We start from the raw sequence: 16,109 nt of genomic DNA on the forward strand, positions 1-16,109 counted from the left end.
AACCCTTCGATGCGTGAGCAATCAGCCAACGAACAGCCACCTGTGAAACTGACGCGCCGTCGACTATTGGAAGGGGCCGCCGGCATGACCGCCGCGGCACTCGCCGCGTCGCTAATGCCCCCCAACGTGCGCCGCGTGCTGGCCGATCCGCCGAAGATTGGTTCGCTGCGCGACGTGAAGCACGTGGTGCTGGTGATGCAGGAGAACCGATCGTTCGATCATTACTTCGGCACGATGGCCGGTGTGCGCGGCTTTGCCGATCCCAAGGCGTTGCTCTTGCCTAATGGTCAGTCGGTCTTCTATCAGCCTGACAAGGAAAGCCCGGGCGGATACCTGGCACCGTTCCGCCTCGACACGCGCAACACCAGTGCGCAGCGCATTCCTTCGACGAGCCACGCCTGGTCTGTTCAGCACGAATCGTGGAACGGTGGGCTGATGGACAATTGGCTCCCCGCGCATCGCAAAGCCGACGGCGTCGACGGTCCCTTCGTGATGGGTTATCACACGCGCGAAGATATTCCGTTTCAATTTGCACTGGCCGAGGCGTTCACGGTTTGCGACGAGTACTACTGCTCGGTCTTCGGCCCCACTTGGCCCAACCGTATGTACTGGATGACCGGCACGATTGACGCCGAGGGAAAGCACGGCGGACCCCTGATCGATAATTCGCTTCCCAAGTCAGGCAAGGGATTCTTCAACTGGAAGACCTATGCCGAGCGTTTGGAAGAAGCCGGCATCAGTTGGAAGGTCTATCAGCAGAAGGACAATTACGGCTGCAATATGCTCGAGACGTTCCAGGCCTTCCAGGATGCGCCTGAGGGATCTTCTCTGCGCAATCGTGGCATGACGATCGGCCCGGCGGATCAATTCGAAGAGGATGCGAAGAACGATCGGCTGCCTGCTGTGTCGTGGATCATCCCCACCAGTTACGAGTCCGAGCATCCCGATTACACGCCGGCCGAGGGGGCGGCTTTCGTCGCGCGGCAGATCAATGCCATCGCGGCCAACCCCGAACTGTGGGCCAAGACCGTCTTCATTCTCAACTATGACGAGAATGACGGGCTTTTCGATCACGTGGCGCCCCCGGTGCCACCAGCAGGCACGGCGAGCGAGTTCGTAAAGGATCTACCGATCGGCGCCGGGTTCCGTGTGCCGTGTGTCATCGTCTCGCCCTGGACCGCCGGCGGCTGGGTTTGCAGCGAGGTTTTCGACCACACTTCGCCGCTACGATTCCTCGAAGTCTTCACGGGCGTTCGCGAACCGAACATTAGCGATTGGCGGCGCAAGACGTTCGGCGACATGACCTCGGCGTTTCGTTTCGATGCCACGCCCGGCAAGCCGCCCGCACTCCCCAATGCTAGCGCGGCCTTGGAAGCTGTGCGCATGACGATCGATAAGCTGCCAAAGCCGACGCCGCTGGCCGAGAAAACGCTGCCGACTCAGGAGTCAGGCACGCGCAAGCGTGTCCCCAAGACCGGTTGAGCCGATGCTTAAATCTCGGCGCCGTTGAAGACGGGCGTGATCGGCTGTCCGGTATTCAGCCGTAGCGGCCGCCCGAGCTGGTCGTGAATCTCGGTGTCGAGATCGACCCCCAGGGCGCTATAGACCGTGGCCCCCATGTCGCGCGGGTCGAATGCCTTGGTCAGCGGCAACGACGCCGTCTTGTCGGACGTGCCGATCGTCCGTCCGCCATGCACGCCGCATCCGGCGAAGACGCTCGTGAAGCATTGCGTCCAGTGATCGCGACCGTCGGGCGAGAACGTTGGCGAGCCCACGTTACCGCCGATCTTCGGCGTGCGGCCGAATTCACCTGTGAGGATCACCAGCGTTTCGTCCAACATGCCCAGCGATCGCATGTCCTCCAGCAAAGTGGCGAAAGCGCGATCCAAGGGCGGCAGCAGGTTCTGCTTCAGCCCCTGAAAGTTATTCGAATGCGTGTCCCATTGTCCGGCGTAGCCCATGTTGGCCTGCACCATCGGAACGCCAGCTTGCAGGACACGCCGCGCCAGCAGCAACGATTGTCCGAAGATGTGCCGGCCATATCGCTCGCGCAACTCGGCCGGCTCGTCCGCGAATGCAAAGGCCTTGGCCAGCCGTCCCGCGGTCAGTGTGTCGCATGCCGCCTGCTGTTGAGCGTTGAATTGTTTCACCGCCGCATGCGCGTCGAGCGCCGCGCGCTGGCGATCGATCTCGGCTAGTAGCGTCCGCCGGCTGTCGAACCGCGAAATCGACAGCCCGTCAGGCATGATCAGGCTGTCGTCCCCCTTGTACTTCGGATCATTCGGATCGCGGCGCAGTTGCCAGGGATCGTGTCCGGCCCCCAGCATCCCGGCGTTCTGTCCGCAGTAGCCCGCACCGGAAAAATTCATATACGTCGGCAGCATGACACCGCTGGGCAGTTCGGCGGTACCGGGACGCACGATGTCGAGTCCTGACGCATAGCAGGGCCAATCATGGCGCGAAGCATACAGACCGGCGCCGGGGGGGAGCTCGTTGTTGCCGGTCAGCATTCCATGCGTGCCGGTCTCATGTGCACCCAGGCCAGGGTTGCAGTGCATCGTGCGCACCACGGCCAGCTTGCTAGCGTGCCGAGCCACCAGCGGCAGATGCTCGCAAAACTGAATGCCCGGAACGTCGGTCGCAATGGGCGAGAACGGACCGCGCACCTCGTCCGGCGCATCCGGTTTCAGATCGAATGTGTCGAGATGGCTCGGGCCGCCAGTCAGAAAGATCAGCAGCACGTTTTTAGCGCGCGGTACACCAGGCCGTCCCACAGTGATTGCTGTTTGCCCGGCCACGCTCGATTTCTCGGCCGAACGTGCCTGCGCCGCCAACAGCGGGGCGAGCGCCACGGACAGCATGCTCGAGCAGCCGACTTGCAGGATTTCGCGGCGCGAACGAAGCAGCCCGCCTGCCGATGCGTAACCTCGTTCGCGTTCTTCACCGGCGGCCATCATGCAACGTCCACAAGCGAGAAATTTTACGCCCTGCGGATACTCGACGCTCTACACGCGGTGCCCCGCGCTTCGCCACATCACGGCGCCTTCACATCATAGCACCACAGGCAATCCAAATCTCGCAGGTACAACCGGCCGTTGGCCACGACCGGATAAGCCCAGGCCAGGGCCCGGCCATGCTCGGGCTGATTGGGAAGCGTGAAACGCCCTTTTTCTCGATAGGCTTCGGCCGAGGGCTCGACCAGCACCACGACGTCGTCCTTCTCATTGTGTACGTACAGCCGGCCGTCGGCGTAGCAAACCGACCCCGGGCCGACGCCGCGTTCTTGCCAGCGCCCTTCGCCCGTTGCGAAATCGGCGCAGACCAACCCCTGCCCAGTGGTGCCGTAGAGAAATCCGTCCAGCTCGACGGCGCCGCCGATGCTGGTCGGCAGCTTCTGCTCGAAATAAACCTGCTCGGCAACGACGTCGGCCCCCTCGTTCTTGATTTTCACCAGCCCGCCACCGCTGCGCCCGGCCGAGCTGTAGATCAAATCTCCCACCGCGATCGGCGTGGGAATATTCGCCGGGCTTCCTTCGGCCGTCTTCGTATAGCGCCACAGGAACTTGCCCGTCGCCGCGTCGACGCCGACCAAACCCTTCTGCAAAAACTGCACGTACTGCTTCACGCCGGCGGCGTTCACCACGATCGCCGATGCATAGGCCGCCTGGTCCCCCTCGGGCAAAGCGGTCTTCCAAATGCCGTTGCCGGTTTGCCTGTCGAGCGCGACGATCGTTGCGTCCGCGCCGCCGGGCGTGCAAACGACGACACCGCTGTCGACCAGCGGAGATTCAGCATACGCCCAGTTGCCGGGCTGACCGCCAAAATCGGTGCGCAGATTCTTCTGCCAACGGACTTTTCCGTCAGCCGTGTCGAGGCACGTTAGATCACCGTCCGAGCCGAGCGCGAAAATCAACTTGCCGTCGACGGTGGGCGTCGAACGCGAACCCGGATATTGCGGTCCCTTGTTTGCGCCGACATTGCCAATGCGTGTGCGCCACAGTTCCTTGCCGTCGGCGACGCTCAGAGCCTGAACGTATTCGTCGTCCGTGCCTTTGTTGCTGATTAAGTAGAGCCACTCGCCGACGACGGCGGGGGTCGAGTAACCATTGCCGATATCGCTCGCTTGCCACAGCAGCTTCGGCCCGTCGGCCGGCCACTCTTGCAGCAAACCCTTTTCGGCCGAAATGCCGTTGCGATCAGGCCCACGCCATTGCGCCCAATCCGCGGCCCGCAACGAATTACCAAGCAGGACAATGCCAAGAATGGCAAGCAAGCAATGACGCGCGTGCATGGGACACCCTCCTATGGTGAACAAGCAATAGCGATTAGGGGCAAGCAGCAATGATCAAAGATTGGCTTAAGCGTCGCGTTCCAAACCCCTCTACCTATGGGAGAAAGCAGGGTGAGCGGCAATCACGACAGACGCAACCACATCGTAGTCGTCCGCATTCTACACCCACGCGCCCCGAAAACACTGCGCGAACTTTCAGAAGCCGGCGCAACAGCTTGGTACGCATGCACTGCGGCTTTAAGATCCAGCGGCCGGCGCTGGCGGCGTTTTGCGCGAACCGGCGCTCAGCTCATCCTTGATCACCGCGCCCCCCTTCATCACAAAGCCAATCTTTTCCAGCGTGCGCATCTCGGTCAGCGGATCTCCGTCGACGGCGATCAAGTCGGCATAAAAACCGGACGCCACTCGTCCGATGTCCTTCGGGCGGCCGATCAATTCTGCCGCGTCCGAAGTCGCCGCGCGAATCGCCTGCGCCGGCGTCAGCCCGTACTTGACCATGTAAAAGAATTGCTTGCCGTTATCGCCGTGCGGGTACACCCCGGCGTCGGTGCCGAAAGCCACTTTCACCCCCGCCTTGACGCAGCGGGCGAAATTATCGCGCTGCTTCTGACCAAGCGCCTTCTCCTTGTCGATCGACTCCTGCGACAGCTTGAATTCGACCGCTTTGCCCAGCAGGTAATCGTCGTTGTAGATATCCGCCACCAGCCAGGTACCGTGCTTCAGCATCAATTGAATTCCTTCGTCATCGATCAGGCTGCCATGCTCGATCGAATCGACGCCGGCCACCACAGCGTTTTTGATTCCCTGCGCGCCGTGGGCGTGCGCCGCGATTTTGCGCCCGGCGGCATGCGCTTCTTCCACCGCAGCCTGCAGCTCTTGCACGGTAAATTGCGGGGCGCCCGGCGCGTCGCCGCGCGACATAACTCCGCCCGACGCGTGGACCTTGATCACGTCGACGCCATGTTTGATCTGTGCGCGAGTAACTTGCCTGACCTGGTCCGGGCCATCAGCGATCTTGAAATCACGTTCCGCGGGGAACATCGACACATGTACCTGCGGAGCATAGCGGTTCAAATCGCCGTGCCCGCCGGTCATCGAAATGCCAGGCCCGCTGGCCACGACGCGGGGGCCGACGATAAATCCTTCGTTAATGGCGTCTCGTAGGTCCACAGCCAGAAAAGGGCGCGAACCGACATCCCGCACGGTCGTGAATCCCGCCTCGAGCGTCGTGCGGGCGTTTTTCACCGCGGCAAAGGCGCTATGGTTCGGAGTGTCCTTGAACTTGTAAACCTCGTCGAACCGGTCGGCCCGCCCCCCCAGGTGCGTGTGGCAGTCGATCAAGCCAGGCAGAACCGTATTAGCGCTCAGGTCGAGGACGGTCGCCCCCTGAGGAATCGAGGCCGTCGCCTGCGGCTCGACGGCCTTGATGCGATCCCCCTCGACCGTGATGACGACGTCGCGCTGGTATTTGTCGCCGGTCCCGTCGAACAGCCGGCCGGCCTTGATGTACACCACTGGCGGCGCGTCCGCGGCTGCTGCTGGCAGAACGGCGACGAAGTGGGCGGCCAAAATCGCCGTCCAGAGGGCGGGCTTTCCTAAGCGATTCACGCAGGTAACTCCGGCAAGAGAACGGGGGAGTTGCCGCTGCCGACCAACCCAGCCGCGGCAACAGGGCTCTGTCGCCATTATAGCCCTGGCACACCCCATCTCACGTGCGGCCAAGGGGCCGAACCCCTGCCACAGAGTTAGTTCGGGCGCTATTTACGAGTAATTGACTGGGGAAATGTGCCGATTGGCATATAGCTCCCGATTTTGCCCAGGCCTAGGGTTATGAAAGAGGGTGGGCCAGACCCTCTCACATCAAAGCTTTCGCAAAATCTGCGGCCGGCGGACCGCCAAGAAACGAAGCCGAGGGGCTAATGGTGTCGGAGACCGCGATGCGCCAAATCGTCTTGATCGGCGGCGGAGATCACGCTTCCGAGATTATTGGCGCCGCCCGCCTATCGGGCATGTCGGTCACCGGCATCTACGACGACGATAGCAACCTCTGGGGACAATCGATCTGCGATGTCCTGGTCAAAGGGCCTGTCGATCAGGCGGTTCACACCGGTTTGCCCGCCGTTCTCTCCAGTGCCGATCCCGTCCACCGCCGCGAACTGGCCGAGCATCTCAAGCTGAGCTGGGTCACCGTGATTCATCCCAAGGCCGTGGTCGAGCGATACGCGCACCTGGAACTGGGCTGCGTCGTCCTGGACGGGGCCGTGGTTCAGCCGGGCGTGCGGATGGGTGCCCATGTCGTTGTCGGCGCCAAATCGACCGTCGCGCACGATTGTATTCTCGGCGATTACGTACACATGCAACCCGGCGTGCAATTGGCCGGCTACGTCGAGGTCGGAGAGGGAGCATCGCTGGGCGGTGGCGCGGTCGTGATCCCCAAAGTCAGGATTGGTCGTTGGAGCACGATCAGCGTCGCTTCGGTCTTAATTCACGACGTGTCCGATTTCACCAGTGTTGCGGGCGTTCCCGCCAAAGAGATCACCGTTCCCACCGCGATTCTCTCCGAACCGCGGCTGGATTACGGGCGGATGCAAACGGGATAGATGCTCTCCGTCCCGTGAGCTTGGGGTGCAGCGTGCCTCGCTGGCCAGTCTCTGGCCAATATTGTTCTGGTCTTCATAACCCGTCAGTATTTCGCTGCCCCCTTGCGCGCAGAGAGCCCTCCGACCTCGCGCCGTAAGATGCCTGCTTGACGATGCCAACTTGCGCTAGATAGTGCGGCAAAGATTACCGCCCGCGCAAGAAGACTTCGAGTAACACCGATTGTGCGCGATAGGCCATTCACGTACGAGAAGCTCTCGGCGCAATAAACCCTGTGCGCATAAAGAAAGCCGCCAGGGGAGTTCGGGCACCCCAGGCGGCTTCCGACGTTGGTTTCCCGGAAGAAACCTCGGCTGAGGTGTAATCTACTCAAGTTCGCCGCGCCGCAAATATGCCATGCGGCAGTCGACAAGCGCACAGTGTGAACGCCGCATCTATCCTTTGCGCGAAACCGCGCGAGAATACTGGCGAGTGTCCGCTACTCAGGGGCTTATAAGACGCTGTTTCACTCGATTCGCGAAGCACTCAACCCGCGTAAGCCGACGCACAAACCCCAGCTCTGCAGCATGCATGTTACACGTCGAGCGGCCTACGCCAGCAGCGCATTAACGACATTGCCATGCACGTCCGTCAGGCGGAAATCGCGTCCTTGAAAGCGGTACGTCAGACGCGTGTGGTCGATTCCCAGGCAGTGCAGCACGGTGGCGTTGAAGTCGTGGATGTGAACCGGATCGCGCGTGATGTTGTAACAGTGGTCGTCCGTCTCGCCGAGCGTGACGCCCCCTTTGATCCCGCCGCCGGCCATCCACAGGCTGAAGCAGCGCCCATGATGGTCGCGCCCATAATCATCCTTGGTCAGCGCACCCTGGCTGTAGACGGTCCGCCCGAACTCGCCTCCCCAGATCACAAGCGTATCGTCCAAGAGCCCCCGGGCGTGCAAATCCTTCACTAGTGCCGCGCTCGCCTGGTCGACGTCCTTGCATTGCCCGCGAATCTGTTTCGGCAGGCTGCTGTGCTGGTCCCAGCCGCGGTGCATCAACTGCACGAAGCGCACACCACGCTCGACCATCCGCCGCGCCAGCAGACAGTTCCGCGCAAAGCCGCCGTCGGTGCCTGTTTCGTCGACGCCGTACATGTCGACGATATGCCTTGGCTCGTCGCTGAAGTCCGTCAGCTCCGGCACGCTCGACTGCATGCGGAAGGCCATCTCGTACTGCGCGATACGGGTGTTGATCTCGGGATCGCCAAACGATTGCGCCGCCATCTTGTTTAGCTCGCCCACGCCGTCCAGCATTCTGCGCCGCGTCGCGGCGTCGACCCCCGGCGGGTTCGACAGGTACAGCACCGGATCGTCACCCGAGCGGAAACGCACCCCTTGATGCAGGCTGGGAATAAACCCACTTCCCCACAGCCGCGAAAACAGTGGCTGATCCGTCTTGTTGCCGCTCCCTTGCGAGATCATCACCACGAAGCCGGGCAGGTTCTGATTCTCGCTCCCCAGGCCGTAGCTGAGCCACGAGCCCAGGCTGGGCCGGCCCGGCTGCTGCGCGCCGGTTTGAATGTACGTCGTGGCCGGGTCGTGATTGATCGCCTCGGTATTCAGCGAATTGATGACCGCGATATGGTCCACGATCTGAGCCGTGTGCGGCAACAGCTCGCTGATCCAGGTTCCGGCTTTGCCGTGCTGCGCGAACTTGAACATCGGGGCTACGCACGGAAACGACTTCTGCCCCGAGGTCATGCCCGTGATCCGTTGCCCCTGCCGCACGCTGTCAGGTAATTCTTGCCCGTGATAATCGCGCAGCTTCGGCCGGTAGTTGAGCAGGTCGATCGACGACGGTCCCCCCGACATGAACAGGAAAATCACCCGCTTCGCCTTCGGCGCGAAATGCAATGGCGAAAGCGCGCCATGCGTCGCCAGGCCGGGCGAGCTGGCCGCCGTCGTGGCGGCAAATAGCTCGGGATTCAATAGCGACGCGAGTGCCGCCGTGCCGATCCCCGTGGCCGTGCGTCCGAAAAAATGTCGCCGAGTCAGTAAGCGTTCGTGTGCTTGACGAGATTCGTTGTTCATGTTCGTTGTCCTCTCATGTCGAGAGGAAGCTGCCAAGAGTTGTTCGTTCACGCGTCAGTGAACGTCGTTCAATTTTAATCGTTAACGCCGCATTACTTTTCGGCCAACACCTTTTCCAAAAGCGCAATTCCAGCCTCGTTCGGCGCCCATTTCGACGACACGACGGTTCCGCGGCGGTCGATCAAGATGCAAGTGGGATAACCCACGATGCCGTACGCTGCCGCCGCCGCGCTGCGCGCGTCATAGTCGATCCCTTCGCCGTACGGCGTTCGATTGCCGCGAACCAGCGCTACGCGAAAAGGAAGGTCGCGCCCCTTCCACAGCTTCTGGCGCGTCGACGTCAGGCGCGCGTCGAGTCGTTCGACCGTGTCGACCGGTTCTTCTTCGTCGTTGCCAAGATCCGTATGCACACCGATGATCGTCAGTCCTTGATCATGGTACTTGTCGTGTGCCGCGAAGAGCTTGGGCATGTCAACAACGCAGGCGCCGCACCAATATCCCCAGAAATCGAGCACGACCACTTGTCCACGCAGCTCGGACAATTTGACGGCAGGCCCGTTCTTCCAAGCCACGACGTCAGGAAGATCCGGCGCGGTTTGACCTTCCAGCAACGTCGCCTGCGTTACGGGCAGATTGAACGTCGCCAGTTGCTGAACATCAGATTGCGACGTAACCACGAACGTCTTTTCGACAAAATGCGTCAGGCCGGCCTTCGCCTGCAGCTTGTATTCCCCTGGCGGTAGCGCAAGCCGAAATTCGGGTTCGGCGAACGCGATAGCGATGGCGAACTTCTTGCCGACAAAAAAATCGATCTCGACCAGTCCGGCCCGCCCCTCGCGCGCCAAGTCGCGCCCCAGTGCCGTTAGTTCTTCGCACGTCCAGTGGCCAACGACCTCGCGCTCTGGGACGAGCGTCATGCGTATCGGCCGGTCGACCTTTTCCGAATCGACGGTGGCGATCGCCATCAGCTTTCGCCGTTCATGTCGCGCCACGATCGCAAAGGCATGTTCCTGCGCGGACAGCTCAGGAAATGTTGCCACGCCAGCTTCGTTCGACCGCTGATGGTTCCCATATTCCCATTCCGTACCGTCGCGCTTCGCGGCAATGCGCGATGTCTCTCCCAGCGAGGCCGGATAGCCTACGTCAGCCCCTTCGATCGGTTTCCCCTCGCTATCGACCAGTACGACCGAAACCGAGCTTCGTTTCTCCTTGGCGTTCTGCGCTGGCTCGTCGCCGCGCCCGGCGTTGGCGCAGATCAGCGCAAGCACCAGGCTTAGGGCAAGACGTTGCGAATGACGGACGGTCGCATTACCAGACGTCACGTGGCACCTCATCCCTTGGTCACCGTTTCGTCCAAATTCAGGATCATGCTGGCCACCATTGTCCAGGCGGCCAACTCGGCCGCGTCGAGCTTGTCGTTACGCGCCGCTTCGCCGACAGACAGCAGCTTCTGCGCGGCGTCCGCGTTCGCGCGATAGCTCGCCAGTTGTTCTTCGTAAACCCGGCGCAACACGCCGATTTCCCCCTCGCTGGGCCGGCGGGCCGTGGCCAGCCGGAAGGCGAACGCGATCCGCTCTTCGAGCGATTGCGGCGCTTCGGTCATGATCCGCTCGGCCAGCTTGCGAGACGCCTCGACGTAGGTTGGGTCATTCAACAGCACCAATGCCTGTAGCGGCGTGTTCGTTGTCGCCCGGCGGACGGTACACGTCTCGCGGTCGGGCGCGTCGAAGGTGATCAAGGTTGGCGGCGGCGATGTCCGCTTCCAGAAGGTGTACATCGTCCGCCGATACAGCTCCGGCCCGTGGCTTTGCGTGTAAGTCTGCGCTGTCCAGTTCTTGCCATCGGCGCGGAAGGCCAGCTCTTCCCACAAGCCGGGCGGCTGATAGGGCGAGACGCTGGCCCCGCCAATCTGATCGTTCAATAGTCCGCTCACGGCCAGTGCCTGATCGCGAATGAACTCGGCAATCAAACGAGCGCGCGGCGCCCGACCTAGCAGTCGATTATCCGGATCGCGCGCCGCCAGATCCGGCCGCGCATGTGAGCTTTGCCGATACGTCGCCGAGGTTACAATCAACCGGCAAAGGGCCTTCACATCCCACGGTCCTGCGTCAGGCGCACCTGACGAGGCCGTATCCGTCAAAGAAACCGACCCGTCGCGGAACTGCGCCGCCAGCCAATCCATCAGTTCGGGATGACTGGGCTGCTCGCCTTGCGAACCAAAATCCTCGGCCGTCTTGACCAGCCCGGTGCCGAAGAACAATTGCCAATATCGGTTCACCGCCACGCGCGGCACCAGCGGATGCGAACGATCAACCAGCCAGCGAGCCAATCCCAACCGGTTCGCCGGTGCCCCAGAGGGCAGCGGTGGCAAGGCGGCCGGCACGCCGGGCGTGACTTGTTCGCCGCGCTTGTCGTACTGCCCGCGCTCGAGCATGAATGTATCGCGAGGCTTTTCCATCTCTTGCATGACCATCGAGCTGGGGATGGCCTTTTCGAGCTGTACGTGGCTCTTCTTGGCGGCGGTCAGTTGCTCCTTCATTTCGCGCACCTGCGGCGAAACATTGTCGCGATAGTGGGTACGCAGCTCGTTACGCTGCGCGTCACTCCGTTCGGCCGCTGGCGTGGCGAGAATCTTCGCGACCCCCTCGGGCAAGGCCGAGGGTTCGCGCGGATCCACCGCATCGGTCAGCGAGATACGCAGCCGCCCGATCTGATGCTGTGCGAATTGCGATTGGAACAGCAGTCGCACGACCAGCTTCGCGCCCGGCTTCAATTCGACAGGTTGCCCGAGCGCGAATGTCGCCGCGTGCGGCTTCCCCATCTCGGGATGCAGCGCCCAGCCGGTCTCTGGCTTGTCGTCGATCGCGCCGGTGACGTCGAAATCCTTCTGGCTGAAATCGGCCCAAGCGCTGCCGAGTGGCACCGGTTGCGGCGCCGCATTGGCGGATTCGACGCTGGTCACAACTTGCGTCAGCACCAGGTTGCCATTGCCGGAACGTCCCGGCCCGCGTTCCGACAGACTGTCATCGGGCAAGGCTTCGACGCGAATCGCCGTGAGCGGGGCCGTTCGTCCAGACTCTGTGCTGGCCAGTGCGGCACTGTCGATCGTGATGGTGTAAACATCATTCGCCGGGTTCGCGCCGGTCGCCAGGAGTGAGCCATCGTCCAGCCGCGTGAATGTCGCGCCCCCTTCGGCCGTGATCGATTCCGGGGTCGCCGTGCGCCACTGGGGAACCGCGCGGTTCGCCTGGCTGGCTTCCCACGCCAATTGCGCTTCATCAATCTCGGCGACCGGGCCAGAGATTTGCTGTTCCAGTCGAGCAATCGTCGCCCCCAGCTCATCGAGCTGATGTTGCTGTTCGGGGCTGGGCAGTTTCAAAAACGGCGGCGAGTTGCCAGTCTGCCCGTCGAGTCCCTTTTCCGGAACGTTGTTGAAGAACGCGTACAGCCGGTAGTAATCCTTCTGCGTGATCGGGTCGAACTTGTGGTCGTGGCACTGGCTGCACCCGACCGACAATCCCAACCACACGGTGCCGGTCGTGTTAACGCGATCGACGATATACGCCGTGTGATATTCCTCGGGGATCGCACCCCCTTCGAAGTTAATCATGTGGTTGCGGTTGAATCCGCTGGCGATCTTTTGCGATATCGTGGCTCCTTCCAGCAAATCTCCGGCGACTTGCTCGATCGTGAACCGGTCGAACGGCACGTTCTGATTGAACGAATCGATCACCCACTCGCGCCAACGAGTCATGTCGCGGCCGTTGTCGATGTGATAGCCGTTGGTGTCGGCGAACCGAGCCGCATCCAACCAGTCAAGCGCCAGCCGCTCGCCGAAGTGGGGTGAAGTCAGCAACCGATCGACGACCTTCTCGTACGCGTCGGCGCTGTTATCCAGCATGAACGCATCGACCTCGGCCGGCGTTGGCGGCAGACCAGTCAGGTCGAGCGTCACGCGCCGCAGCAGCGTGGCCCGATCCGCCTCGGGCGAAGGGAGCAGGCCTTCACGTTCCAGCCGGGCAAGCACAAAGTTGTCGATCGCATTGCGCGGCCACGCCGTGTGCTGCACCGTTGGCAGCTCAGGACGCTCAGGCACGATGAATGACCAATGCGGCTGATACTCGGCCCCCTCGGCCACCCAGCGGCGCAGCGTCTCGCGCTCGCGCTGGCTCAATTGCTTGTGGCTCGCCGGCGGCGGCATCAGCGCCGCTTCGTCCGTGGCGAAGATTCGCGCGACCAGTTCGCTTTCGTCCGGCTTCCCCGGCACGATTGCCAGCGCCCCGGTCGCTGTCGGCTTGCGGGCTTCCTCGGAAATATCAAGTCGCAACTCGGCCTGCCGTTCGCGCGCGTCAGGCCCATGACACTTGAAGCAGTTGTTCGACAAGATCGGACGAACGTCATGGTTGTAACTAACCCGCGGCTGTGGCGGCGTGTCAGGCGCGCCCGGCGAAGTTTCCTCAGCCCAAACAGGCACCCCGAGCGCCAAGACCACCAGCGCAAAAGCTGTCGTCGCTACAAACATTGGCGTTCTTACAGATGCTCTCCCTTCAGAGGAGAACGGCCCCGTCAAAACCCCTCTCCCCTCAGGGGAGAGGGCAGGGTGAGGGGTGAACGGCAGCCGCAACAGCCGGCCGAGCGTTTGCAAATGAGCGCAATTCAAAAAATGCATTCGTAGAGAACCTATAAGACTCCGGACAGGCGGGATATTCACGGAGCGTGTCACAGTCGGCTCGCAAGCCGACCTGGGGGGCACCGACCCCGGGCGGGGCCTACCCCCAGTTTACCCGTCCGACAGGGGCAAACTCAACAAGCAGGCAGGAAAGAATGCCGGTCAATTGCAGCGTTAGAGGGCACCGCCGTTTTCGATTTTCGCAGAAACCTGCAGCCCGCTGGTCACTATCTCATTGACAGCTTGCACAAGTTCGTCGGACGGTGAAATCTGATTTTTATGCGTCAGTCTCTGCCAAAGACTGCCCCGCGTCTTGATGATAATTCTCCATTCACCCAGGTTGCCGCGAGGTGCTGCGGTCGAAAGGCTTGGCGGGGTCAGGAATGCCTCGTTGGGCTGCGTCACTCCAATGGCAACAAACCAACGGCGCTCTCCGTTGGCGACTTGAAGATACCAGCCCCAATCTTCTTGCCCAGGTTCGTCAACATCGTACCCGCGCGGTAGCAACTTCTGCGCTAACCAAGCAGCCAAATCATCGCCATAACAACAGGCATTGATGTAGTGCGACATGGGTTGCGAACAGTTGAATCGATCGGTCACGAAAACAACGTGAATTTCGCCGGTGTTCGCCATGCGCCATCGCCCGTTCAGGTCAGCCGCGAAAACTTCCGCCTTGGACCAGCATGATCCATGTAAGAGCGCTTGCCGCGCTGGCGCAATTCACGAGCGGAAGACACGCACAGAGGCATGCCGTTCCGTATTTTTTGGACAAGAGCGTTACCCACGAAGCGATAACGGCACCGCCGCAAATAATCGGAAAGGTCAGCAGACTGTAGACCAGAACATTGGTAGCGATGTTCTTCTCAGAGCCAGGAGCGTCGAACATCATCACCGAAAATCCTGCGGGAATCATGCCGACCAAGCCCAGCAGTACCCAGGCGCACGTCGCAAAAACCACAAATAGCGCGGAGAGTTTCTGCTGCATCGCAAGGACTCCTACTCTCTATCCCATCGCGCCATGAACGAGCTTTTAGACGGGCTTCCTCAACGAATTAATGCCCGAGCACCGAGTGTGGTCCATTAAAACTGGCTACTCGTGCGCAAGCAACTTCGCCAGTTTTCGTGCTGAGGTGCTCAGCGGCACCTCGGCGAGCTCCGCCGGCCGGACCCAGCGCATCTCGGGCGTGGCTTTCGATCGCGCGGCCTTCGAGGCATAGTCCGCCTCGTAACACTCGAGCGAAATACGAAACCGCGTTACGCTATGGCGAATCGTAGTCAGCAGTTCGCCTGGCCGCACCTTCATGCCCGTGCGTTTAAGCACGCCGTCGATCAATTGCCGTTCGACCGGCTGGTCAGCGGCCGATGCCAACGCAAAACGCGGAAAGTCCCACAGTCCGGCCCAGCGCTCGCCCGCTTCGCGTCGTACGATCAAAATCTTGTCGCTCCGTCGCACCACCACGGCCGCTTCGCGCACTTCTTCGATCGTCGGGCGGGGGCGAGCGGCAGGAATCGAGTCCGATAATTGATAACGCCACGTCGGGCAAAGCGCGGCCAGGGGGCACTCATCGCAGCGTGGATTGCGCGGCGTACAAATCTGGCTCCCCAGTTCCATCACGGCCTGGTTGAAGCGCCCCGCGTCGCGCGACGGCAACAACTGTTCGGCCGTGTTCCACAACTGGCGCTGCCCGGCCGTGGAATGTGTGTCGCCCGCATAGGCTGTCAGCCGTGCGAACAGTCGAATCGTGTTGGCTTCCAGAATCGGCTGAGAATCGTCAAAGGCGATCGACAGGATCGCGCCGGCCGTATAGCGGCCGATGCCGGGCAGCGCTCGTACCGCGGCCACGTCGCGAGGGAATTCGCCAGCATGCTCCTGGCACACCACGCGGGCCGCGCGGTGCATCTGCCGGGCCCGGCGATAGTACCCGAGCCCCTCCCACAGTCGCAGCACGTCCTCTTCCGGCGCCTCGGCCAATGCCGTGACCGATGGGAAACGGGCCATGAACCGTTCAAAGTAAGGGACGACCGCCGCGACGACCGTCTGCTGCAACATGATCTCGCTGACCCACACTCGATACGCATCGCGCGACCGCCGCCAGGGAAGATCCCGGGCGTGGTCCGAATACCAAGCGAGCAGCCGCCGGGTGATCGCCGCGCGCACCCGAGACGTCGCCAGCGCACCTACTGCCTCGGCATGAATCTGTTTCACGCTGGGAAGCGCGGGGGGCGATGCCGAGCGTTTCGCACGGCTCCGCGTGGCCGGCTTCGCTGATGTACGAGATTTCGCGGCACTGGGCATCGGAATCCGTTCCCTGAAAGCAAAAAGCCGCCCCGTAAACCAGCGGCGTGTGAACTTTCTGCCGGATAGTATAATCGTGGTTCAATAATCGCGTCGAACGGTTCAGGACGCGATGCCCCCATCGAAAGTAGGAACAATTCTTGTCCGCCAAGCGACGCACCGAACCTGGTTCCCGTTCCGCCCC

The 16,109-nt window shown here is 61.8% G+C and carries 11 protein-coding genes; 2 read left to right on the plus strand and 9 right to left on the minus strand.

Annotated elements, in window-relative coordinates; translation table 11 throughout:
* Positions 1-9 precede the first annotated feature (9 nt).
* Entirely contained in the window at positions 10-1,482 is a 1,473-nt protein-coding gene (locus tag VGN12_30685; protein HEY4313845.1) for an alkaline phosphatase family protein, read from the plus strand.
* Between the two features lie 8 nt (positions 1,483-1,490).
* Here the strand turns inward: VGN12_30685 and VGN12_30690 are convergent, their stop codons facing one another.
* The 3 genes from VGN12_30690 to VGN12_30700 form a co-directional block, all read right to left on the minus strand.
* Positions 1,491-2,957, minus strand: coding sequence for a DUF1501 domain-containing protein (locus VGN12_30690; GenBank protein HEY4313846.1), 1,467 nt, complete (start codon positions 2,955-2,957; stop codon positions 1,491-1,493).
* Between the two features lie 77 nt (positions 2,958-3,034).
* Positions 3,035-4,291: a PQQ-binding-like beta-propeller repeat protein gene (locus tag VGN12_30695; GenBank protein ID HEY4313847.1), complete on the minus strand. Its 1,257-nt coding sequence runs from the start codon at positions 4,289-4,291 to the stop codon at positions 3,035-3,037.
* Between the two features lie 237 nt (positions 4,292-4,528).
* Complete coding sequence (locus tag VGN12_30700; protein ID HEY4313848.1) at positions 4,529-5,899, minus strand: amidohydrolase family protein; 1,371 nt, start codon at positions 5,897-5,899, stop codon at positions 4,529-4,531.
* 329 nt (positions 5,900-6,228) lie between these two features.
* On the opposite strand from VGN12_30700, the gene VGN12_30705 reads away from it, so the two are divergent.
* Complete coding sequence (locus tag VGN12_30705; protein ID HEY4313849.1) at positions 6,229-6,891, plus strand: NeuD/PglB/VioB family sugar acetyltransferase; 663 nt, start codon at positions 6,229-6,231, stop codon at positions 6,889-6,891.
* 587 nt (positions 6,892-7,478) lie between these two features.
* On the opposite strand, the gene VGN12_30710 is transcribed toward VGN12_30705, so the two are convergent.
* The 6 genes from VGN12_30710 to mutY all read right to left on the minus strand — a co-directional run bounded on the left by VGN12_30710 (position 7,479) and on the right by mutY (position 15,925).
* A complete protein-coding gene (locus VGN12_30710) occupies positions 7,479-8,960 on the minus strand; it encodes a DUF1501 domain-containing protein (GenBank protein HEY4313850.1) in 1,482 nt (493 codons plus the stop codon).
* A 92-nt stretch (positions 8,961-9,052) separates the two neighbouring features.
* Positions 9,053-10,282 carry a TlpA disulfide reductase family protein gene (locus tag VGN12_30715; GenBank protein HEY4313851.1) on the minus strand — a complete coding sequence of 410 codons (1,230 nt, stop codon included), beginning with the start codon at positions 10,280-10,282 and terminating at the stop codon, positions 9,053-9,055.
* Between the two features lie 8 nt (positions 10,283-10,290).
* Positions 10,291-13,482 (minus strand): PSD1 and planctomycete cytochrome C domain-containing protein, encoded by a 3,192-nt coding sequence (locus VGN12_30720; GenBank protein ID HEY4313852.1) that lies wholly within the window; start codon positions 13,480-13,482, stop codon positions 10,291-10,293.
* Positions 13,483-13,803: 321 nt separating this feature from the next.
* Complete coding sequence (locus VGN12_30725) at positions 13,804-14,262, minus strand: hypothetical protein (protein ID HEY4313853.1); 459 nt, start codon at positions 14,260-14,262, stop codon at positions 13,804-13,806.
* A gap of 19 nt (positions 14,263-14,281) precedes the next feature.
* Positions 14,282-14,614, minus strand: a complete 333-nt coding sequence (locus VGN12_30730) for a hypothetical protein (protein ID HEY4313854.1) — start codon at positions 14,612-14,614, stop codon at positions 14,282-14,284.
* Between the two features lie 105 nt (positions 14,615-14,719).
* Positions 14,720-15,925 carry an A/G-specific adenine glycosylase gene (gene mutY, locus VGN12_30735; GenBank protein HEY4313855.1) on the minus strand — a complete coding sequence of 402 codons (1,206 nt, stop codon included), beginning with the start codon at positions 15,923-15,925 and terminating at the stop codon, positions 14,720-14,722.
* Positions 15,926-16,109: the final 184 nt, after the last annotated feature.

This window comes from Pirellulales bacterium, from assembly GCA_036499395.1.
Lineage (GTDB): Bacteria > Planctomycetota > Planctomycetia > Pirellulales > JACPPG01 > JACPPG01.

Excerpts from the sequence above, each read along its gene's own strand:
- VGN12_30720 (HEY4313852.1), bottom strand. The coding sequence starts at position 13,482 with ATGTTTGTAGCGACGACAGCTTTTGCGCTGGTGGTCTTGGCGCTCGGG.
- VGN12_30710 (HEY4313850.1), bottom strand. The coding sequence starts at position 8,960 with ATGAACAACGAATCTCGTCAAGCACACGAACGCTTACTGACTCGGCGA.
- VGN12_30725 (HEY4313853.1), bottom strand. The coding sequence starts at position 14,262 with ATGGCGAACACCGGCGAAATTCACGTTGTTTTCGTGACCGATCGATTC.
- mutY (HEY4313855.1), bottom strand. The coding sequence starts at position 15,925 with ATGCCCAGTGCCGCGAAATCTCGTACATCAGCGAAGCCGGCCACGCGG.
- VGN12_30705 (HEY4313849.1), top strand. The coding sequence starts at position 6,229 with ATGCGCCAAATCGTCTTGATCGGCGGCGGAGATCACGCTTCCGAGATT.
- VGN12_30695 (HEY4313847.1), bottom strand. The coding sequence starts at position 4,291 with ATGCACGCGCGTCATTGCTTGCTTGCCATTCTTGGCATTGTCCTGCTT.
- VGN12_30730 (HEY4313854.1), bottom strand. The coding sequence starts at position 14,614 with ATGCAGCAGAAACTCTCCGCGCTATTTGTGGTTTTTGCGACGTGCGCC.
- VGN12_30690 (HEY4313846.1), bottom strand. The coding sequence starts at position 2,957 with ATGATGGCCGCCGGTGAAGAACGCGAACGAGGTTACGCATCGGCAGGC.
- VGN12_30685 (HEY4313845.1), top strand. The coding sequence starts at position 10 with ATGCGTGAGCAATCAGCCAACGAACAGCCACCTGTGAAACTGACGCGC.